The sequence below is a fragment of the Xenorhabdus sp. KK7.4 genome (genome assembly GCF_963876465.1).
In the GTDB taxonomy this organism is placed as follows: Bacteria; Pseudomonadota; Gammaproteobacteria; order Enterobacterales; family Enterobacteriaceae; genus Xenorhabdus; species Xenorhabdus stockiae.
This window is the reverse complement of the sequence record NZ_CAWNQF010000002.1, coordinates 96749-117474: the sequence shown is the minus strand read 5'-3', so window position 1 is coordinate 117474 and position 20726 is coordinate 96749. Positions and strand designations below refer to the sequence as shown.

Genomic DNA, 20726 nt, shown 5'->3' with positions numbered 1-20726 from the left:
ACTACTTAACAGTATCTTTTTCGTAAAACAAAAGATCACTAACAAACCGCATTACAACTCAAGCAATAGTTGTCGTTCCAGTTGTGGGCTTTGTAATGTCACATGCAGGCCAACTAGCCGGACTCCTCTACCTTCCCGACGTGTCTCCCAAGCCTGTTGGGCAACCTTCAGCAGATCCTGTTTATCCAGTAACGGATGCGTATGCTCCTGTGTGGTTAGCTGAAAATCATCAAATTTTAATTTAATACCCTGACGAGCAATGCGAAGATTTGGTTTGACCTTTCCCAGCCTTTTTTCCAGCTCGGGATAAAGCTGTTCAATCAACTCAACACAATCACGCCAGTCATGAATATCCTTCGCCAGCGTTTTTTCTACCCCAACAGACTTACGTAAACGATCAGGTTTTATCAGGCGCTCATCAATACCATGACAACGCTGCCAGAGCACAAGTCCAAATTTACCCAGTTTTTTTATTAATTCTAACTTGTCATAGTTTTGTACATCGGAACAAAGTACTAACCCCATATCAGACAAGCGCCCGGCGGTGACTTTCCCCACTCCGGGAATTTTACGTAATGGCAGAGATTGCACAAAATCGTCAACCTGTGTGGGTGAAATCAAATACTGACCGTTGGGTTTATTGATATCAGAAGCTATTTTTGCCAGAAATTTAACAGGGGCAATTCCTGCTGAAGCCGTTAGCTGCAATTCATCAAAAATCACCTGTCGAATTTCTTTGGCAATTAATGTTGCTGATCCTTGGCAATACTGGCAATCGGTAACATCCAGATAGGCTTCATCCAGCGACAAGGGTTCGATCAGATCGGTATAGCGGGCAAAAATCTGGCGGATATGTTGAGACACTTCTTTATAGTAGGCCATACGCCCTGAAAGGACTTTCAGTTGGGGGCATAACTTCATTGCCATTGAAGTAGACATAGCACTGTGTACACCGTAACGGCGGGCAGAATAATTTGCAGTACTGATGACTCCCCGCCTGTCAGCGCTACCACCAACAGCTATCGGGATATCGCGGAGTGACGGATTATCCCGCATTTCAATGGCAGCAAAAAAGCAGTCCATATCGATATGAATAATTTTGCGCATCTGAACTCTCCACGACAAAAATACTGTATAAATATACAGAATAAATTCATGATATGCTACTTTTTTTAATCTGTTACTGCACAACTTTCATTTTACTATCGTCTCTCACTATCTGAACAATATTTAACCTTTGTTAAGATAAAAATTATCACCTCACGATAATTTATTAACTAGTCTAGTAACATTTAAAATAATAAAACTATCAAAATTTATTATTTATTTTTATTAACATAAAAAATAAACTGCAGTTTTGTGCAATTCATGGCAGACAGATTTAACTAAAACTAACAGCAAACAATAAACTATTACAAATCACACAAAATGAGAAACCTCTTGCACAAATATCACCCTAACATTCTCAAACCCTGTTAAATTTGACTCCAAAGTAAGGACTCTGATGAGCAATAATCGTTCTTTTTATTTATATCAGATATCTGATATTCTGTTTACTTCGTCAACAAGAGCATTTGGTATGCTATTTTCCTGGTGGATGATTGAAATACTAAAGCTAGAATTAAAACTCGGCTGGTTTATCTTTTTTTGTTGGCTATTTCAGATTTTATTCTTAATTAAATTTGGAGAAATAGGTGACAAAATAAATAAGAGAAGTGTTGTGCTGTACTGTACTATCCCTTCTTTTATTCTTTTTGTCATCTCTAACCTATTAGACAACAATTTTTATTTATCATTAGGCCTGATATATATTGCAACATCAGTTGCCACGGCTATCATTCAGCCTATAGGAATAAGTATTATCCCTGAAATAATGGATAACAAAAAACTAGACAAGGCATTTAAATATCGAGGTCTGGTAAACTCCATTAATACCATGCTTGGCCCGGCAATTTCCGGATTAATTATTCATTACTTTAATATTGATGGTTCATTGATTTTTATCGCCGTAATGTCATTACTGCCACTGATTGGGTTTTATTTTATCAAAACAAATTCAGAAAAAACGCCAGAGAAAGCCGGGCATCGCGGGCAAAAAAGTATTAGAATCATTACCAAAAATTCAACAGAGATAAGGCTCTCATTTGTTGCGGCTTTTTTTAATTTTGCGATTACACCATTAATCATGTACATCCTGCCTATTATCATTTTGAATCAGTTTAAACTAAGTGCCTTGCATGTTGGTATTGCTGAGGCAACCTTTGGGATTGGCATGATGCTAGGCAGCCTTGTTATTATCAATCAGATAAATAAGATTTTCTGTAAGGCTCATACTGCTTTTATTGCTGCATTGACTATGGCGCTCTGTATTGCTGGTATATCTCATGCCGACTCTTTTACTGAATTATGTTGTTACATGTTGATCTGTGGAATAGGATTAGTAATTTACAATATAAATACCACCTCCATTCGTTGCCTTGCAACACCAGAAAACTATCGTAATTCAATGGAGTCTAAATTTACTGCTATTTGTATGGCATCCATTCCTCTGGGTATGCTGACAGCCACTTATATTATTGAGAGTTATGATATTAAAATATTATTACTCGGATTTTCTTTCTTCATGGCATTAATCTCATTATTGATTCTCTCTTCACCGAAATATATTGAGATATCAAAAATGTCAGAAAGCCAATTAAATGGATACTATGAAAAAATCTATCCTGAGGCATTTTATACTAAAAAATAAATTATTAAATTGGCCTGCAATATTATTGCAGGCCACCTCTGATTTACACCCCGTTAGGAAAAATTAACGTCTGCCCCGGAGATTCACGATTTAGATGAATAAAATTCAGATGCTTCTCATAATGGTCGAGAATATCACTAATAATCTGTTCTTTTGTATACCCCATCAAATCATTACCCTGCGTTCCTTCTATTAAGAAAGTTTCCAGCCGGAAATAATAAGATTTGCCTAATCTTGCACGGTAAGTAAACCCTGGAACAGAATAACGCTGAGGCCAAATCTGATAGATAAAATTCTGTTCATCTCCCAGATCGACAATCAACTCAATTGGAGTAAGGCGTTTATCTTCTTCTGACGGCAGCATATTAAACTGCACACTTGCACCACGTAACTCCAGCTCTTTTGCAACTTCCTGCATCGCAGGACGACACACCATATCCAGCATACGCTGAGTACTTTTCGTACCCGGAAAATGCATCATACGGCTCAGGCGCTGTTTCCAGTTCAGCGATCCATTATCATGCACCAATGTCGGAGATGTATTCTGCAATGCGCTGGCTTTGCGAAAATCCTCAACCCGTAACGACTTATACACCCCCGCCATGATAAAAAAGATCACAAAACTAAAAGGCAGTCCCATAATTACCGTCATATTCTGTAACGCTGAGATGCCGTCAGTCATCAAAATACCCAGCGTCAGTACACCAATCGCCACAGACCAGAATATCCTCAGCCAGTTCGGTGCATCGTTATTAATGTCACTGAGATTAGAAGTGAAATTGCCTAGAACCAGTGAGCCAGAATCTGCCGAAGTAACATAAAACAACAGCCCTGTAATTGTGGCAACTGAAGCACTGAACGTGAAAGCCGGATAAAGTGCCAGCAGGTTATAAAACCCCCGCTCAGGATGGACTAACACCGTTTCCGCTAATTCGTGGTTGCCGTGAAGAATTTCGTATAACGCGCTATTGCCAAAAACAGACAGCCAAATCAGGGTAAACACAAATGGAATGATCAGTGTGCCCATCACAAACTGGCGGATCGTTCGGCCTCGGGAAATACGGGCAAGAAATAATCCGACAAACGGTGACCAGGCAACCCACCACGCCCAGAAGAACAACGTCCAGCTATTCATCCACTCCGTCGGGCGCTCAAACGCGAAGCTATTGAGAGTCATGCCCATAAACCGGCTGATGTAATCACCCACATTCTGTACCAGCCCATTAAGCAAAAACTCTGTATCTCCTACAAACAGAATAAACAGCACTAATCCTAACGCCAGCAGTACATTCAGCTCAGACAGAAACCGAATACCTTTGTTGACACCAGAGGTTACAGACACTGTTGCCACGATAACCGACAGCAATATCAGCCCGCCCTGAACACCCAACCCCTGCGGCAGTCCAAACAACACTTTTAGTCCGTAGTTTAACTGTACAACCCCGATCCCAAGTGTTGTCGCGATGCCGAAAATCGTCCCTATCACTGCGGCAATATCCACAGTATGACCAATCGGCCCTTTAATACGGTTCCCGAAAATAGGGTAAAGCGCCGAGCGGATAGTTAATGGCAGATTGTAACGATAGCTGAAATAGCCCAGTGCAATCCCCATCAAAGCATACATAGACCAGCCCGTCAGGCCATAGTGAAACAGTGTCCACACCATCGCCTGACGAGCTGCTTCAATTGTTTCCCCTTCACCCGTTGGCGGACGCATATATTGAGTAATCGGCTCAGCCACGGAGAAAAACATCAAATCAATGCCTATGCCAGCCGCAAACAACATTGCCGCCCAACTGAGCAAACTGAACTCAGGTTTGGATTGTTCCGGACCCAGCTTAATAGCGCCAAAGCGGGAAGCTGCCACAAAAATGACAAAGACAATGTAAAGCGTGGCTGCCAGCAAGTAGTACCAACCAAATGTTTTCGAAACCCAGTTAAGGGTGTTTTTTATCCAGATGCTTGTTGCATCCGTAAAGAAGAGCGTGAAAAGCGAAAAGAGAATAATTAATGCGGCTGAGGTAAAAAAAACGACAGAGTTTAGTGAATCCTTCTGAGTATTTTTTGGACTGTCTCCGGTATTCATAGGCAGTTCCTGAAGTAAGTGAAAAAGAAAAAACAAAAAAGAGTAATATCCATAACATGTTGAATAAAATAATAAAAATTAAAACATCTTCTATAACCTCAACTAATTTTTGTAAAAATATTGTAATAAAACATATTTAATTTTGATTGAACATTCAATCAAAAAAAAGTTTAATAGCCATCGAATCATTGATTGCTGAGCGTAAAGTCATGCCCAAAGTTGGAATACAGTCAATAAGAAAACAGCAACTTATTGATGCTACATTAGCTGTCATCAATGAAGTTGGAATGCAGGAAGCAAGTATTGCGCAAATAGCCAAAAAAGCGGGCGTTTCTAACGGTATCATCAGCCATTACTTCAAAGATAAGAATAAGTTGCTTGAAGCGGCCATGCGGCACTTATTGCATCAACTCCAGATGGCGGTGGCTCGACGATTAAGGCTGCTCGACAACGCAACCCCTCTTCACAGGCTAAAAGCCATCATTGAAGGAAATTTTGACACCAGTCAGATTAATAGTGCAGCCATGAAAACCTGGCTGGCTTTTTGGGCAAGCAGTATGCATCAACCCAGCTTATACCGCTTACAGCAAGTCAACGAACGTCGGCTATATTCCAATATCTGTGTCGAATTCAGCAGGGCTTTGCCCAGAAGAGAAGCACAGCTTGCAGCACAGGGGCTGGCAGCTCTGATTGACGGCATCTGGCTGAGAAGTGCCTTAAGTAGCAAACCTTTTGACGTAGAAAGTGCATTCACTATTACTTTCGATTACATCGAACAGAAACTCAGATGACCACTCTTCCTGAATTCTGACCTAAGGAGAACCCATGACCCGTTTTGGTTTACAGAAACTTTATATTCACGGTGCTTATGTTGACAGTACCCATCCTGATAAAAATATTTTTGATGCTGTCAATCCGGCTAATGGTGAAATCATTGCACAGTTACAATCTGCAACTGAACAAGATGTTCAACTGGCAGTGGAAAGTGCACAAAAAGGGCAGAAAATCTGGGCAGCTATGACGGCGACAGAACGTTCCCGCATCCTGCTTAAAGCCGTTGATATTCTGCGTGAACGCAATAATGAACTGGCTGAACTGGAAACTCTGGATACCGGTAAACCCCTCTCCGAAACCCAGCAGGTTGACATCGTTACCGGTGCCGATGTTCTGGAATATTATGCAGGTCTGATCCCGGCACTCGAAGGCCAGCAAATGCCATTGCGTGAATCCTCTTTTGTCTATACACGGCGAGAACCGCTGGGTATCGTCGCAGGCATTGGGGCGTGGAACTACCCAATCCAGATTGCTCTGTGGAAATCAGCTCCCGCACTGGCAGCGGGTAATGCCATGATTTTCAAACCCAGTGAAGTGACATCCCTCACCGCCCTGAAACTTGCTGAAATTTATACCGAAGCGGGTCTGCCTGATGGTGTATTTAACGTACTGACAGGCATGGGACATGAAGCAGGCCATTATCTGGCTGTCCATCCGAAAATTGCCAAAATGTCTTTTACCGGCGGAATCACCACCGGTAAAAAAGTGATGGCTAATGCATCCGGTTCAACACTGAAAGAAGTCACGATGGAACTGGGTGGAAAATCTCCGCTGATTATTTTTGATGATGCTAATCTGGATCGGGCTGCCGATATTGCCATGATGGCAAACTATTTCAGCTCTGGTCAGGTCTGTACCAACGGCACACGCGTTTTTGTCCCGAAAACACTGCTTCCTGATTTTGAAAATAAAATAATGGAGCGCGTTAAACGGATCCGCATTGGTTCACCTCTCGATCTGAATACCAATTTCGGCCCTCTGGTGAGTTTCCCCCATATGGAATCAGTTCTGCGCTATATAGAAAGCGGTAAAAATGCGGGTGCACGATTGCTGTATGGCGGTAAACGCCTTATGGACGGTGAGCTGGCGAAAGGGGCATTTGTTGCACCAACCGTCTTCACAGACTGCACAGATGACATGCTTATTGCACAGGAAGAAATTTTCGGCCCGGTGATGTCTATTCTGACCTATAAAACGGAAGATGAAGTCATTGCCCGTGCGAACAATACGGATTACGGCCTTGCCGCCGGAGTGGTGACAAACGATCTCTCCCGCGCCCATCGCGTAATCCACCAGCTCGAAGCAGGGATCTGCTGGATCAACACTTGGGGGGAATCACCGGCTTTGATGCCTGTCGGCGGCTATAAACATTCCGGTGTCGGTCGTGAAAACGGATTGGTCACACTGCAACATTACACACAGACTAAATCTGTACAGGTTGAGCTGGGTAATTTTGAATCACTATTTTAAACAATGACTGAAACAGAGGAGATAACAATGGTATTTGACTACATTATTATCGGTGCTGGTTCAGCGGGTAATGTGCTTGCAACTCGTTTAACGGAAGATCCGAATATCACTGTCCTGCTGCTGGAAGCTGGCGGGCCTGATTATCGATTTGATTTTCGCACTCAAATGCCAGCGGCGCTGGCATATCCCTTGCAGGGAACCCGTTATAACTGGGCGTATGAAACCGATCCTGAACCCTATATGAATAACCGTCGTATGGAATGTGGACGAGGCAAAGGGTTAGGAGGCTCATCACTGATCAACGGCATGTGTTATATCCGTGGTAATGCGCTGGATTTTGATCACTGGGCAAAACAGCCGGGTCTGGAAGACTGGTCATACCTTGATTGCCTGCCTTATTTCCGCAAGGCTGAATCACGGGATATCGGTCAGAACGATTATCATGGCGGAGATGGCCCCGTCAGCGTGACAACGCCAAAAGCCGGTAATAATGAACTTTTCCATGCAATGGTGGAAGCGGGTATTCAGGCGGGTTATCCGGCTACGGATGATCTGAATGGTTACCAGCAGGAAGGCTTCGGTCCAATGGATCGGACTGTTACGCCCAAAGGCCGTCGTTCCAGCACTGCCCGTGGTTATCTGGATCAGGCCAGACAGAGGGCTAACCTGACCATCATTACCCATGCCTTAACGGATACAATCACATTTGAAGGTAAAACCGCGGTTGGCGTTACTTTTTATCAGGGTAATAATTCCACACTAACGCAGGCCACAGCACAAAAAGAAGTGTTACTTTGTGCCGGAGCAATAGCTTCCCCCCAGATTTTACAGCGTTCAGGGGTTGGCCCTGAGGAAGTTCTGCAAGAATTGTCGATTCCTGCGGTGCATATCCTGCCGGGAGTCGGGCAAAATCTTCAGGATCACCTTGAGATGTATCTGCAATACGAATGCCTCAAACCTGTTTCGCTCTATCCTTCCCTCAAATGGTACAACCAGCCCATGATTGGTGCAGAGTGGTTATTTAAGGGGACGGGAGTGGGTGCCAGCAATCAGTTTGAAGCCGGTGGTTTTATCCGTACCAGTGAAAAATTTGACTGGCCCAATATTCAGTTTCATTTCCTGCCGGTCGCCATCAATTACAATGGCAGCAACGCAGTCAACGAGCATGGTTTTCAGGCTCATGTTGGTTCGATGCGTTCCCCGAGCCGCGGTCACGTGAAAATAAAATCACGTGACCCACGCCAGCACCCGAGTATTCTGTTTAACTACATGTCTACCGAACAGGACTGGCAAGAATTCCGCGATGCTATCCGTATCACGAGAGAAATTATGGCACAACCTGCTCTCGCGCCCTATTGTGGCCGGGAGATAAGCCCCGGAGCGGATATCCAGACAGATGATCAACTGGATGCTTTTATTCGTGAACGTGCTGAAACCGCTTTTCACCCATCCTGTAGCTGCAAAATGGGGCTTGATGAGATGGCGGTGGTTGATGGTCAGGGTCGTGTACATGGCGTTGAGAATTTACGGGTCATTGACGCTTCTATTATGCCGGAAATCATTACCGGTAATCTGAACGCTACAACGATTATGATGGCAGAGAAAATTGCGGATAACATTCGGGGAAATGCACCTCTGCCCCGCAGTCAGGCAAAATACTATGTCGCCAATGGCGCTCCCGTCCGAAAATCAGGGCTAAGCAGTTCGTCTACAAATTAATACTTATACTCTATGGATTTCGAGTTGCATCGCGGCGGCGAGGGAACACATCCCCGGGAGCATAGAAAACTATGTGACTGGGGGGTGTGAGCGTAGCCAACAAAGAGGCAGCTTGAAAGACGACGGGTATATTGAAAAGTCGATTATTAATACGGGAAATAACGTAGTTATTTATTAGCTACTTTTCCCGTATTACATATGCTGGTTACAACAAATCTAATTCCATAAAAATATGCTCTGCTCCGTCTTCCATATAAATTTCACCTTTGGTTTGATAACCCAGGCTTTCATAAAATGGCTGAGCATGACATTGTGAGGATAAACCAATCGTCGCCACCCCATTTTGGCGGGCATAATTCTCAACAAATTCCATCACCAGACGACCGATTCCTTGACCCCGATAGGCTTTCAAAACAGCAACACGCCCCACTTTGAGCATATCGTTGTGCTGTGGAACAGCTCTTAAGACGGCAATAGGGTTTTCAGCATCAAATACCACGACATGCAGGGCAATATCATCATATTCATCAATATCAATTTCATCAGCAAATCCTTGCTCATCCGTAAAAACATACTTGCGGACATTGAAAGCATGCTGAATTAATTCAGGGTCTTGTCTTCCTAAACTGTGTTTTATTTTCATTGTTATATCCTAAAAATAATGACGTACAGAAGAATGGAATAGTAAAAATAGTGACAAGAATGTAAAAAAACAAGGGCACTCTTTACCAGAGCGCCCTTCTGATCTCAACTAACAAACTATATTCAACGTATATTCAACTGATTTCTAGAAGAACCTCAAAAGAGGAAAGGTATTAGCCTTCTTCTTTCTTACCATCATCACCTTTAAGTTTATTAATTAAATCATCCGTTTTTTTATCGGCCTCGGATTTTATTTCTTTCGATTTCGATTTTGCATCATCTGTAAGCTGATTAATTTTATCCGTAGCCTGCTGCTGTATTTCCCCTGTTTTATTTTTCAGCTGATCCGCTGCGTCATTGACAGATTTAGTGATGTCATTCTTTAAATCTTCCGTTTTGGATGGCAGTTGGCTTATGGTTTTCTCAGTCGAACTCCCCGTACTACTCTGGACTTCCTTCGAATTATCTACCGCTTTCTGGTCTTCATGATTAGCATTGTCTTGCATTCCCTGTGGCTTTTCCTTTGTATCCAAGCTGTTCTGCTCTGAATCCGTCTTCATTTGCGTTGCACTATCTTCAACTGGTTTGGTTGAATCTTCCGCTTTTTTGGCTGCATCATCACAGCCCGCAATGAATGCCACAATTCCAACCAGAAACAGAGCACTAAGAATCTTCTTCATTGACTAACCCCTTGCACTTACGGAAATAACCTTGCAAATGGGTGTCCTGGCTTTCTATGCCATAACATCCATAAGCTCTTTGTCGTAAACCTTGCTGATAAAAATAATTCTCATTTTTATCTGCCCGATTTGCTCTCTTAGGTGACTTATAGCAATGCAATATTTCATACAGACATATTTCGGGAAATTTATGGCAAATAATAGTCAAAATTTAGGAAAACGCCCAATCGCAACTTTTATCCGAAAAATTTTAAACGGAACATTTTCTGGCACTCTGGTGCTGGGAACAGCATTTTCCAGCTCAGTTTCAGCTGCTGAAAATCCTTCTGACCAAAAGCCAGAAAAGAAAAATGAGGTGATGCAGCTATCCACGCTTTCTGTTGTGGGAAGTACCCGCAACAGTACCAGTGCGGGTAGCTCAGCACTCAAAAAGGAAGATATTGACCGTACTCAGGCGGATAATATTGCTGAGCTGCTCGGACAGCTGCCCGGCGTTTCGATGTCCGGTTCAGTACGCCCCGGAGGACAAACATTAAATATTTGGGGAATGGGGGAGCAAGAAGATGTCAAAGTGACACTGGATGATGCCCCAAAAGGGTTTGAGAAATATCGTCAGGGATCTATCTTCATTGAGCCGGAATTAATCAAACGCATTGATGTTGATAAAGGGCCGCACAATATATTGAACGGCAATGGTGGATTTGGTGGCTCAATTAAAGTTGTGACTAAAGATGCCAATGACTTATTGCGCCCTGATGAAGATTGGGGTGGTTTTATTAAGCAAAGCTTCCATACCAATGACAGACAATGGATCAATAGTGCTGCTTTATATGGCAGAGATCCCAATGGCTACGCAGATGGCTTGCTGTATTTCAGCAAACGTGATGGTCATAATATTAAACGCCCCGATGGGACACGTTTTGAGTTTTCTCAAAACAATCAAACTTCCTATTTATTGAAAACCAATTTCTACCCTAATGATTCAAATACTATTAGTTTATCAGCTATGCGCACTGAGTCGGATGGCTGGAAACCGTGGGCTGCGAAGCGGGATAAAATGAATGTTCCGTCAGAATGGGAAGTAGAAAAATATGGCTGGGATGGTGCATGGCAAAGAAAACTGGTCTTTCGTGATCAGACAGATCAAAATTATAGCGTCAAATGGAATATTGCACCGGAAGAAAACCTTTGGCTGAATCTGACGCTAACTAACACCTATTCGAAGACTAAACAAAATGATCGCCGTCCGGCAGATGTCTCCGGTAATTATGCCTCTTCTATGGGACAGAAAAGCTGGGTTGATTACACAGATATTCTCTCTGATATCAACAATAAAAGCATATTCTCAACCGGAAATATTGAACATGAACTCATGATTGGAGCCAAATGGCATAAAAATCAACGCAACGTGCTAATGTTCAATAAAAGCAAAAGTAAAAATATACAAGAAAATGCTGAATATAATTACGGCTATTATCAGCCGTACTATATGCCAGCAGGTACTCAGCATACCTACAGCCTGTATATGCAGGACTCTCTGAAACTGGGTAGTGTTACAGTTACACCAGGAGTGCGTTATGACCATGTGAAAAATACCGGAGAAGAAAATAAGGCTCCCCGTTTTAATAATAAATCTCCCGAAGCCAACCATGACTACAGCAGTGTCACTTATACTGGCTGGACACCTCATCTGGGCTTAATGTGGAAAACCAGTCAGAATCTCTCACTGTTTGCAGATATCAGCCACACATGGAGAGCGCCACTGGTAGATGAACAATATGAAGTTCAATCAAATGATTCCAGCGTCCCTGGCTCCAGCCGCAACCTAGATACTGAAAAAATGACCGGAATAAGACTTGGGGCCATATTTGATTACGATAATCTGATGTTTGAGAATGACAGCTTACAAATCCGTACTACGCTATTCCGTAATCGGGGAAAAGATGAAATTTTCAAAAGACGTGGAATTTATTGTGAAGAACACGGCAAAAATGGTTTACGTGATACATGTGGAAAGCCATTAGCTAATCATCGCAATCTACCCGGTTATACCATTGAAGGATTGGAAATAGAAACGTTCTACAACAGCAAATTCCTGTTTGGTAAACTATCTTACTCCACTATGCGTGGACAGCGCGATACTTCACCCCGCGACCCATGGATAGGACATAAAACCTGGTGGGATCAAATACCTCCAACTTCATTACGCTCTACGCTCGGGTTTAAAATACCACTCTTACAAATGAAGATGGGCTGGAAAGGCGACTTCATCCGCAAACAAGACCGTTCACCTGCAGATGGCGATCCAAAAGCGAAAGAGTGGTCACTGGAAAAAACCGCAGGTTATGCCCTACACGGCTTATTTGCCAGCTGGCAGCCACATTTCATACAAGGTTTTGAAGCTCGCATTACTGTCGATAACCTGTTCAATCGTGATTACCGCTCGTACTTAGGGGAAGCGGGGGCAGGTATTGGCCGCAACTATAAACTCAGCATTTCACAGCAGTTCTAACTAGTATTAAACCCTCATGCAATATACCCTCTTAATTTTTAAGAGGGTTATTAATACAATCTGCTATTGACTTCTATTAATAAATAAAAATAATAATCATTATCAAATTTATTCATTCAGGCAATATCACATGGCTGTGCAAAAAAGCACATTCGGACACAATGAAATAGCCCATCAGCTTTATAACGAATATCACGAATGGCTGCTGAGCTGGATCAAACAGAACTGTGCCAGTCTCAACCATGCGGAAGATCTCACCCATGATGTTTTTATCAAATTGATGCAATATCCGGATATCGCTGAGATCCGTTATCCCAAAGCTTTTTTAATTATCATCGCTCGCAGAACCATCGCTAATTATTACCGCCGGAAAAAGCTCGAAGAGAATTATTTGGACTATATCAGTACAGTGCCGAAAAACACGTCCTATCCAACAGAACATCAGCTTGTGCTGCTGGAGCAGTTAGAAAAGATAGATAGCACTCTTGATAAGCTACCGATAAAAGTCAGGCAGGCATTTCTGCTGACTCAGCTGCAAGGGATGCGCTATAAAGAAGTAGCAGAAGATCTTGGGATCTCCATGAGTTCGGTAAAAAGTTACTTACAACAGGCGCATAAAAGGTGTCACTCTCTTAATACACCATAAATATAAAGCCCGCTGCTTTTTCTGGCAGCGGGCTATTTTTAACGACTTCAGATCCCATTTCTCAATTGATTTGAAAAACGAAAATACATCAAAGAATGCGGTTTTTCTCTAACTGAGCAAGGCGAGCAGCTTCTCTTGCTTCGCGCTTTTTACGGGCATCACAGGGTTCAGGGCAATCACAAACTTTCTCAACACCAATGCTTCCCAAACCGCCGCAACTTCCCTGAATGCTTTTGCGTTTAACAATATAACCTAACGCCATTCCCGCAAAGGCCAGCAGGAAAAAGATAAAGGCTGCGATAAAGACTTCCATAACCTTCCCTCTTATTTCTTCTGTTGTAAATCGTCTTTCTGTTGTAAATAGTGCTTAAAGGCCGGGCTATAACGTTCTTCAAAACCATCTTTAGTTTTGACAATCATAAAGACCGGAATGTTCAGCTTCTCAGCCATTTCCATACCCTTTTCCGGCCCCAGAACATCTATCCCGGTAGAAAAACCATCGGCACTCATACAGCTCGGAGCAATAACCGTGATTGAAACCAGATTGTGTGCGATGGGTCGGCCTGTTTTAGGGTTAATCGTGTGAGAATAACGCACACCATTCTGTTCAAAGTAGTTACGATAATCACCCGATGTTGCTACAGCCATATTACCCGGCGCAATAATTTCCTGAGCACTTTGCGTCATTCCGCTATCGGAGGGTTTTTCAATCGCAATTCGCCAAGGTGTCCCTTTTCCATTATTGCCTGCAGTGCGGACTTCACCACCAATATCAACCATGTAATTACCGATATTCTGAGAAGCCAGATATTCTGCGACGACATCAACGCCATAGCCTTTGGCAATGGAAGAAAGATCAACATACAACTCAGGAATGGATTTAATCAGGCTATTACCTTCAACAGATAGATTATCGATGCCAATCCATGCGCGGCGTGTTGCCAGCTCGTCCTCTGTTGGTGTCTTCGTTACGCGCCCTTCCGGCCCGAAACCCCACAAATTCACTAATGGCCCGACAGTGACATCCAGCGCACCATCCGTCAGCTTATTAATACGGATGGCTTCTTTAACAACCTTAGCAGTAGCTGCGGATACCGGAAAAGGCGTATTCACTTCACGGCTTTGATTAAAACGACTCAATTCAGAATTTGGTCGGTAAGTGGACATCTGGTCGTTTACTTCCTCCAGTAAACGATCAATCTCTTTTTGCATATTTTCCGGAGTGGGAACTGATGAATCAGCAACATATTTGACGGAGTAATAAGTCCCCATCGTTTGCCCACTCAGATTCTGCTGTTCAGGGCCACCACATGCTGACAACAGCATAGCCGCCAGTAGCATTACACCCCAGTTGATAATTTTTTTATTCAACATAACTTACTCTTTCTGAATCGTCAGCGCCCACAAAATGTGGGCGCTTATCGTTAAATCAAAGTGTTATATACCCGCACAATTTACTACCGTTGTGGGGATATATATCATGGCCTGATTCAAATCATCAGCCACCGAAATCATCCAACAGGATGTTTTCATCTTCTACACCAAGATCTTTCAGCATCTTAATGACTGCTGCGTTCATCACCGGAGGCCCACACATATAGAACTCACAATCTTCCGGTGCCGGATGGTCTTTCAGATAGTTTTCATACAGGACATTGTGAATAAAGCCTGTGTAACCATCCCAGTTATCTTCCGGCAGCGCATCAGACAATGCCACATGCCATGTGAAGTTTTCATTCTCTGCCGCCAGCTGATCAAAATCTTCGGTATAGAACATTTCGCGCTTAGAACGAGCACCGTACCAGAAAGTAATCTTACGCTTGGAGCTCAGTCTTCTCAGCTGATCAAAGATATGCGAACGCATTGGTGCCATACCTGCACCACCACCGATAAAGACCATCTCTGCATCAGTATCTTTCGCAAAGAATTCACCGAATGGGCCGGAAATAGTAACTTTATCACCCGCTTTCAGTGACCAGATATAGGAAGACATGATACCCGGTGTCACGTCAGGATTTCTTGGCGGCGGTGTTGCAATACGCACGTTCAGCATAATTACGCCGTGTTCTTCCGGATAGTTCGCCATAGAATAGGCACGAACAGTTGGTTCAGTCACTTCAGAAACATAGCGGAACAGGTTAAATTTATCCCAGTCCTCACGGTATTCATCCGGTACATCAAAATCAGAATAACGGGCAACATGTGGCGGACATTCAATCTGAATGTAACCACCCGCGCGGAATGGTACAACTTCCCCATCAGGAATTTTCAGTTTTAATTCCTTAATGAAAGTTGCTTTATTATCGTTAGAGATAACTTCACATTCCCACTTTTTAACGCCGAATATTTCTTCCGGCAATTCAATTTTCAGGTCCTGCTTAACATTAACCTGACATGCCAGACGGCAGCCTTCTTTCGCTTCGCGCTTGTTAATGTGAGACAGTTCGGTAGGCAGGATGTCACCGCCACCGTCCTTGATTTTTACACGGCACTGACCACAAGAACCGCCGCCACCACAAGCAGAGGAAACAAAAATCCCCTGATTAGCCAGCATACCCAATAACTTGTCACCGGCAGGAGCAGTAAAACTTTTATCCTCATCGCCGTTGACTTCAACTTTAATATCCCCGGTGTTCACCAGCTTCGATTTTGCGAACAAAATCATTGCTGTCAGTGCCAACACAATCAGGGTAAACATTACTACGCCTAGAATGATTATATCCATGAATTCTTCCCGCCTTTAGAGCTGCACGCCGGAGAAGGACATAAAGCCCAATGCCATCAGCCCGGTGGTAATAAAGGTGATCCCCAGTCCTTTCAAACCTGCCGGAACATCCGCATATTTCATTTTTTCACGGATTGCGGCCATCAGAACAATTGCCAGCATCCAGCCCATACCTGAACCGAAACCATATACGATGGATTCGCTGAAGTTATAGTCGCGCTGGGCCATGAAAGAAACACCACCAAAAATCGCACAGTTTACCGTAATCAACGGCAGGAAAATCCCCAATGCGTTGTACAGGGCGGGAACGTAGCGGTCAAGGATCATTTCCAGTATCTGTACCAGTGCGGCAATCACACCGATAAAGGTAATGAAGTTCAGGAAGCTCAGATCAACGCCATCAATCAGGGCACCATCACGGAGTACCAGATTGTAAACAAGGTTGTTGGCAGGAACCGAAATTCCCAGAACAACCGTTACGGCAACGCCCAAACCAAAAGCGGTTTTTACGTTTTTGGATACCGCCAGAAAAGTACACATACCGAGAAAGAAGGATAACGCCATATTCTCGATAAAGACGGCACGGACAAACAAACTAATATAATGTTCCATGTTGCCTGTTACTCCTTATCAACCTGCTCAGGCTTCAGAGTCCGCAGACCCCAAATCAGCATACCAATGATGAAGAATGCACTTGGTGCCAGCAGGAACAAGCCATTAGGCTGATACCAACCGCCATTCTTGATGGATTCCATCACTGTAATGCCCAACAGTTTTCCTGAGCCAAACAGCTCGCGCAAAAAACCCACCAGCAACAGAATAACACCGTAGCCCAAGCCGTTACCGATACCATCCATAAAGCTTTCCACCGGTGGTGCTTTCATAGCATAGGCTTCTGCGCGGCCCATTACGATACAGTTAGTGATGATAAGGCCAACAAACACGGATAACTGTTTTGAGATTTCATAGGCATACGCCTGTAAAATCTGGTCTACCACAATAACCAGCGATGCGATAATCGCCATCTGTACGATTATTCGCACGCTGCCAGGAATGTAGTTACGAATCAATGAAATAAAGAAGTTAGAGAATGCTGTGACCAGTGTTACAGCAATCGTCATTACCAGAGCAGTTTCCAGTTTGGTTGTTACAGCCAATGCTGAACATACCCCCAGAACCTGCAATGCTATCGGGTTATTATCAAACAACGGCCCAAGCAGGACGCGTTTTATCTCTTTGCTATCAGCCATCTTTCAGGGCTCCCTCGCGTACTTTTTTCAGGAACGGACCAAAACCGTTATCACCCAACCAGAAATCAAACATATGCTGAACACCGTTGGAAGTCAGAGTCGCTCCGGATAAACCATCAACACCGTAAGGATTATCACCGGCTCCACCACGAACGATCTTAATCGCCGGAGCACCTTCCGGGTTATACAGTTTTTTACCAACCCATTGCTTACGCCATTGTGGGTTATCAACTTCACCACCCAGACCCGGCGTTTCGCCGTGAGAATAGTAAGTAATGCCGCGAGATGTTACGCCATCCACATCAATAGAAATAAACGCATACATCATTGACCACAAACCTGAACCGTAGATTGGCAATACCAGCTCAGTTGTTTTTCCGTGATCATCTTTTACCAGATAGATTTCTGCCATATCAGCGCGACGACGGATTTTTGCCAAATCCTGTTTCGATGATAAAGCGATACTGGTTTCATCACTGCGCAGAGCATTATTCAGGTCAAACTTACCATCACTTTTTTCAAGTGCTGCCGTTTTCAAATTAAGCAATTCAGGTTGAATACGACTGTCATACACTTCTTTAATTTCTGCTGTTGTCATGTCTGGCTTGAGCAAACCGGCAACATCCAGAATATTGCGCTGCTTATCCAGCAGTTTCTGTTCCTGCTGCTGCGCTTTCAAACCTACGGCTGAACCAGCAACGACAATCGAACATACAAGGCACAGCACAAAAACAACGAGAAACGTTCTGCCGATGCTGTCATTATTTTTTGGTTTATCATTAGCCACGGGCTTTTCTCCGCTTAATATTGGCCTGCACGACCAGATAATCGAACAGTGGCGCGAACAGGTTAGCGAACAGAATCGCCAACATCATCCCTTCTGGGTAAGCTGGGTTCACAACCCGGATCAGAATACACATGACCCCGATCAGAATACCGTATGCCCACTTACCTTTATCCGTAAATGCAGCAGATACCGGGTCTGTAGCCATAAAGATCATGCCAAATGCGAAACCGCCCAGAACCATGTGCCAGTACCAAGGCATAGCAAACATCGGGTTAGTATCTGAACCAATTGCATTGAACAGATAGGACATGGCAATCATACCGGCCATGACACCAGCAACGATGCGCCATGAAGCGATACGGGAAAACAGAATAATGGCACCACCGATGAAAATCATCAGAGTGGAAACTTCACCCACTGAACCCGGGATGTTACCAAGGAAAGCATCCATCCATGTTACAGGCTGTCCTGAAATGGTGTTCATCAGAGCGTGCTGGCCTGCATTCGCCCACTGAGACAGCGGAGTCGCACCAGAAAAGCCGTCAGCCGCAGTCCAGACCAGATCACCTGAGATTTGCGCAGGATAAGCAAAGAACAGGAAAGCACGGCCTGCCAGCGCTGGGTTAAGGAAGTTACGCCCGGTTCCACCAAAGATTTCTTTTGCGACAACAATACCAAACGTAATACCCAGTGCCGCCTGCCATAATGGCAGCGTTGGCGGAACAATCAGTGCGAACAGAATCGAGCTGACAAAAAAGCCTTCGTTGATTTCATGTTTACGGATAATGGAAAATAAAACTTCCCAAAAACCCCCAACAACAAAAACAACCGCATAAATTGGCAGGAAATAGGTTGCGCCCAACAGCATTTTGCTGCCCCACCCTGCATCCGGTGTCAGTGATGCACCAAGATACTGAGCCAGCATATAATGCCAGTCTGAAGACAGAACCTGCTGTAATGCCTCTCCGCTGTATAGATGGGTCAGGGCTGGTATCGCCTGATTCCCGACGTTATACATTCCCCAGAACATCGCCGGAAAAACAGACATCCATACCAGAATCATCATACGCTTGAGATCGATGGCATCACGGACGTGAGTTTTCCCTTTTGTCACCGTGCCCGGCGTGTAAAAGACGGTGCTCACTGCCTCATAGAGAGGATAATATTTTTCCAGCTTGCCACCGGCCTCAAAGTGATGTTCTACTTTTTCAAAATAATTTTTCAGGCCCATGAATTACCCTTCCTGCTCAATCTTAGTCAGCACTTCACGCAGTACCGGACCATACTCATATTTACCCGGGCAAACATAAGTACACAGTGCCAAATCTTCTTCATCTAACTCCAGACAACCCAGAGCCTGAGAACCATCAGTGTCCCCAGCCAGCAGATCACGAAGCAAGTGAGTAGCCATGATATCCAGTGGCATTACTCGCTCGTAGTTGCCGATTGGCACCATGGAGCGATCTCCGCCATTTGTGGAAGTTGAGAAAGCAAACCGCTTCTTTTTCAGGAAATGACCGATGGTGGTGCGGGTAATGGAGAATTTATTCGTACCGGGGGCTATCCAGCCAAATAATTCTTTCTCACGGCCTTCAGACAGAACAGATACCAGAGTATGGAAACGGCCCAGATAATGATGAGCTTCATCTGATTTAGCGCCACACAGTACTGAACCGGAAATAATACGGTTTTCACCCTCTTTCAGCTGCCCGTGAGTCACTTCCAGCAAGTCAGCACCCAGACGGGAACGAACCAGACGCGGTGTTTTAACCTGCGGCCCCGCCAGAGAAATGACGCGATCAGTATACAATTCACCGGTTGTGAATAGCTTACCGATAGCAATAACATCCTGATATCCAAGATGCCATACTGCTTTCTGAGCACTGACCGGTTCAATGAAATGAATATGTGTTCCAACCAATCCAGCGGGATGCGGCCCGGCAAACTGGCTGTAAGTAATTTGAGGATTGTTCCCCGATGCCGGAATTTTCCCCGCGCCGTGGCAAACGTGGATTTTTCCTTCTGTCAGTTTTGACAGAACATTCAGACCATCAACAAAAGCCTCTTCTTGTGTTGCAATAACAACGGACGGATCAGCCGCCAGTGGCTGAGTATCAATTGCCGTAACAAAGATTGCCTTTGGTGTGGAGCCTGGAGCAGGAGAACGACTGAAAGGACGTGTACGTAATGCCGTCCACATTCCTGATGAAAGCAGGTTTTTTTCTACCTGTTCACGGGTCAGCCCTGCAAGTTCTGTACGCTCATAACGATCAAACGTTATTTGTTCGTCACCATTAACCTCAATCACAACAGATTGCAGTACACGGCGCTCTCCACGTCCAATGGTTACAACTTTCCCACTTGCGGGACTGGTAAATACTACCCCTGGATTCTTTTTATCTTCAAAAAGAATTTGCCCTTTTTTAACATGCTCACCTTCCTTAACCAGCATAGAAGGACGCATTCCAACATATTCTTCGCCTAATAAGGCGACATGGCGAATTGTCGGACCATCTTCTATAACTTGGGCAGGCGCTCCTGCTATCGGGAGGTCGAGTCCTTTTTTAATTTTAATCATAAGATTTGCACAAGTTTATCAGTTAAATCATATGCTACAGCTCACCCA

Annotated in this window: 18 protein-coding genes; 6 read left to right on the top strand and 12 right to left on the bottom strand. The window is 44.1% G+C overall.

The features are described from left to right. Positions 1-51 precede the first annotated feature (51 nt). Positions 52-1107, bottom strand: a complete 1056-nt coding sequence (gene dinB, locus AACS90_RS23105) for a DNA polymerase IV (RefSeq protein WP_099119898.1) — start codon at positions 1105-1107, stop codon at positions 52-54. Positions 1108-1504: 397 nt separating this feature from the next. On the opposite strand from dinB, the gene AACS90_RS23100 reads away from it, so the two are divergent. Then, complete coding sequence (locus AACS90_RS23100; RefSeq protein ID WP_099119897.1) at positions 1505-2749, top strand: MFS transporter; 1245 nt, start codon at positions 1505-1507, stop codon at positions 2747-2749. 43 nt (positions 2750-2792) lie between these two features. Here AACS90_RS23100 and AACS90_RS23095 read toward each other — a convergent pair whose 3' ends face one another. After that, entirely contained in the window at positions 2793-4835 is a 2043-nt protein-coding gene (locus AACS90_RS23095) for a choline transporter (protein WP_099119896.1), read from the bottom strand. 209 nt (positions 4836-5044) lie between these two features. On the opposite strand from AACS90_RS23095, the gene betI reads away from it, so the two are divergent. The 3 genes from betI to betA are packed head-to-tail and all read left to right on the top strand — an operon-like array spanning position 5045 to position 8858. Beyond that, positions 5045-5626 carry a transcriptional regulator BetI gene (betI, locus tag AACS90_RS23090; protein WP_099110763.1) on the top strand — a complete coding sequence of 194 codons (582 nt, stop codon included), beginning with the start codon at positions 5045-5047 and terminating at the stop codon, positions 5624-5626. Between the two features lie 34 nt (positions 5627-5660). Continuing rightward, positions 5661-7139, top strand: a complete 1479-nt coding sequence (gene betB / locus AACS90_RS23085) for a betaine-aldehyde dehydrogenase (protein ID WP_099119895.1) — start codon at positions 5661-5663, stop codon at positions 7137-7139. Positions 7140-7166: 27 nt separating this feature from the next. Continuing rightward, the gene (gene betA, locus AACS90_RS23080; RefSeq protein WP_099119894.1) at positions 7167-8858 is read left to right on the top strand and encodes a choline dehydrogenase; all 1692 of its coding nucleotides are present in this window, start codon (positions 7167-7169) and stop codon (positions 8856-8858) included. Between the two features lie 205 nt (positions 8859-9063). Here betA and AACS90_RS23075 read toward each other — a convergent pair whose 3' ends face one another. Together AACS90_RS23075 and AACS90_RS23070 are read right to left on the bottom strand one after the other, a co-directional pair. Continuing rightward, positions 9064-9501, bottom strand: coding sequence for a GNAT family N-acetyltransferase (locus tag AACS90_RS23075; protein ID WP_099119893.1), 438 nt, complete (start codon positions 9499-9501; stop codon positions 9064-9066). A 172-nt stretch (positions 9502-9673) separates the two neighbouring features. Beyond that, positions 9674-10180, bottom strand: coding sequence for a hypothetical protein (locus AACS90_RS23070; protein WP_099119892.1), 507 nt, complete (start codon positions 10178-10180; stop codon positions 9674-9676). Between the two features lie 190 nt (positions 10181-10370). Between AACS90_RS23070 and AACS90_RS23065 the strand changes: the two genes are divergently transcribed. Both AACS90_RS23065 and AACS90_RS23060 read left to right on the top strand, forming a co-directional pair. Beyond that, positions 10371-12692 (top strand): TonB-dependent hemoglobin/transferrin/lactoferrin family receptor, encoded by a 2322-nt coding sequence (locus AACS90_RS23065; RefSeq protein ID WP_241538152.1) that lies wholly within the window; start codon positions 10371-10373, stop codon positions 12690-12692. A gap of 130 nt (positions 12693-12822) precedes the next feature. After that, a complete protein-coding gene (locus AACS90_RS23060; protein ID WP_099119890.1) occupies positions 12823-13338 on the top strand; it encodes a sigma-70 family RNA polymerase sigma factor in 516 nt (171 codons plus the stop codon). 88 nt (positions 13339-13426) lie between these two features. Here AACS90_RS23060 and nqrM read toward each other — a convergent pair whose 3' ends face one another. The 8 genes from nqrM to AACS90_RS23020 form a co-directional block, all read right to left on the bottom strand. Further along, positions 13427-13651 (bottom strand): (Na+)-NQR maturation NqrM, encoded by a 225-nt coding sequence (nqrM, locus tag AACS90_RS23055; RefSeq protein ID WP_092511537.1) that lies wholly within the window; start codon positions 13649-13651, stop codon positions 13427-13429. A gap of 11 nt (positions 13652-13662) precedes the next feature. Beyond that, complete coding sequence (locus tag AACS90_RS23050) at positions 13663-14712, bottom strand: FAD:protein FMN transferase (protein WP_099119889.1); 1050 nt, start codon at positions 14710-14712, stop codon at positions 13663-13665. 124 nt (positions 14713-14836) lie between these two features. After that, on the bottom strand, positions 14837-16063 hold the full coding sequence (gene nqrF / locus AACS90_RS23045) for an NADH:ubiquinone reductase (Na(+)-transporting) subunit F (protein WP_099119888.1): 1227 nt from the start codon (positions 16061-16063) through the stop codon (positions 14837-14839). A gap of 15 nt (positions 16064-16078) precedes the next feature. Then, positions 16079-16675 (bottom strand): NADH:ubiquinone reductase (Na(+)-transporting) subunit E, encoded by a 597-nt coding sequence (gene nqrE / locus AACS90_RS23040; RefSeq protein WP_099110774.1) that lies wholly within the window; start codon positions 16673-16675, stop codon positions 16079-16081. Between the two features lie 8 nt (positions 16676-16683). Beyond that, entirely contained in the window at positions 16684-17313 is a 630-nt protein-coding gene (locus AACS90_RS23035; protein ID WP_099110775.1) for an NADH:ubiquinone reductase (Na(+)-transporting) subunit D, read from the bottom strand. Continuing rightward, complete coding sequence (locus AACS90_RS23030; protein WP_099119887.1) at positions 17306-18100, bottom strand: Na(+)-translocating NADH-quinone reductase subunit C; 795 nt, start codon at positions 18098-18100, stop codon at positions 17306-17308. The genes AACS90_RS23035 and AACS90_RS23030 overlap by 8 nt, the downstream gene beginning before the upstream one ends. Then, positions 18093-19331, bottom strand: a complete 1239-nt coding sequence (locus AACS90_RS23025) for an NADH:ubiquinone reductase (Na(+)-transporting) subunit B (protein WP_099119886.1) — start codon at positions 19329-19331, stop codon at positions 18093-18095. Before AACS90_RS23025 ends, AACS90_RS23030 begins: the two co-directional genes overlap by 8 nt. A gap of 3 nt (positions 19332-19334) precedes the next feature. Continuing rightward, the gene (locus AACS90_RS23020) at positions 19335-20678 is read right to left on the bottom strand and encodes a Na(+)-translocating NADH-quinone reductase subunit A (protein WP_099119885.1); all 1344 of its coding nucleotides are present in this window, start codon (positions 20676-20678) and stop codon (positions 19335-19337) included. Between the last annotated feature and the right edge of the window lie 48 nt (positions 20679-20726).

Coding starts and splice junctions, on each gene's coding strand:
- dinB (WP_099119898.1), bottom strand. CDS start 1,107: ATGCGCAAAATTATTCATATCGATATGGACTGCTTTTTTGCTGCCATT.
- AACS90_RS23100 (WP_099119897.1), top strand. CDS start 1,505: ATGAGCAATAATCGTTCTTTTTATTTATATCAGATATCTGATATTCTG.
- AACS90_RS23095 (WP_099119896.1), bottom strand. CDS start 4,835: ATGAATACCGGAGACAGTCCAAAAAATACTCAGAAGGATTCACTAAAC.
- betI (WP_099110763.1), top strand. CDS start 5,045: ATGCCCAAAGTTGGAATACAGTCAATAAGAAAACAGCAACTTATTGAT.
- betB (WP_099119895.1), top strand. CDS start 5,661: ATGACCCGTTTTGGTTTACAGAAACTTTATATTCACGGTGCTTATGTT.
- betA (WP_099119894.1), top strand. CDS start 7,167: ATGGTATTTGACTACATTATTATCGGTGCTGGTTCAGCGGGTAATGTG.
- AACS90_RS23075 (WP_099119893.1), bottom strand. CDS start 9,501: ATGAAAATAAAACACAGTTTAGGAAGACAAGACCCTGAATTAATTCAG.
- AACS90_RS23070 (WP_099119892.1), bottom strand. CDS start 10,180: ATGAAGAAGATTCTTAGTGCTCTGTTTCTGGTTGGAATTGTGGCATTC.
- AACS90_RS23065 (WP_241538152.1), top strand. CDS start 10,371: ATGGCAAATAATAGTCAAAATTTAGGAAAACGCCCAATCGCAACTTTT.
- AACS90_RS23060 (WP_099119890.1), top strand. CDS start 12,823: ATGGCTGTGCAAAAAAGCACATTCGGACACAATGAAATAGCCCATCAG.
- nqrM (WP_092511537.1), bottom strand. CDS start 13,651: ATGGAAGTCTTTATCGCAGCCTTTATCTTTTTCCTGCTGGCCTTTGCG.
- AACS90_RS23050 (WP_099119889.1), bottom strand. CDS start 14,712: ATGTTGAATAAAAAAATTATCAACTGGGGTGTAATGCTACTGGCGGCT.
- nqrF (WP_099119888.1), bottom strand. CDS start 16,063: ATGGATATAATCATTCTAGGCGTAGTAATGTTTACCCTGATTGTGTTG.
- nqrE (WP_099110774.1), bottom strand. CDS start 16,675: ATGGAACATTATATTAGTTTGTTTGTCCGTGCCGTCTTTATCGAGAAT.
- AACS90_RS23035 (WP_099110775.1), bottom strand. CDS start 17,313: ATGGCTGATAGCAAAGAGATAAAACGCGTCCTGCTTGGGCCGTTGTTT.
- AACS90_RS23025 (WP_099119886.1), bottom strand. CDS start 19,331: ATGGGCCTGAAAAATTATTTTGAAAAAGTAGAACATCACTTTGAGGCC.
- AACS90_RS23020 (WP_099119885.1), bottom strand. CDS start 20,678: ATGATTAAAATTAAAAAAGGACTCGACCTCCCGATAGCAGGAGCGCCT.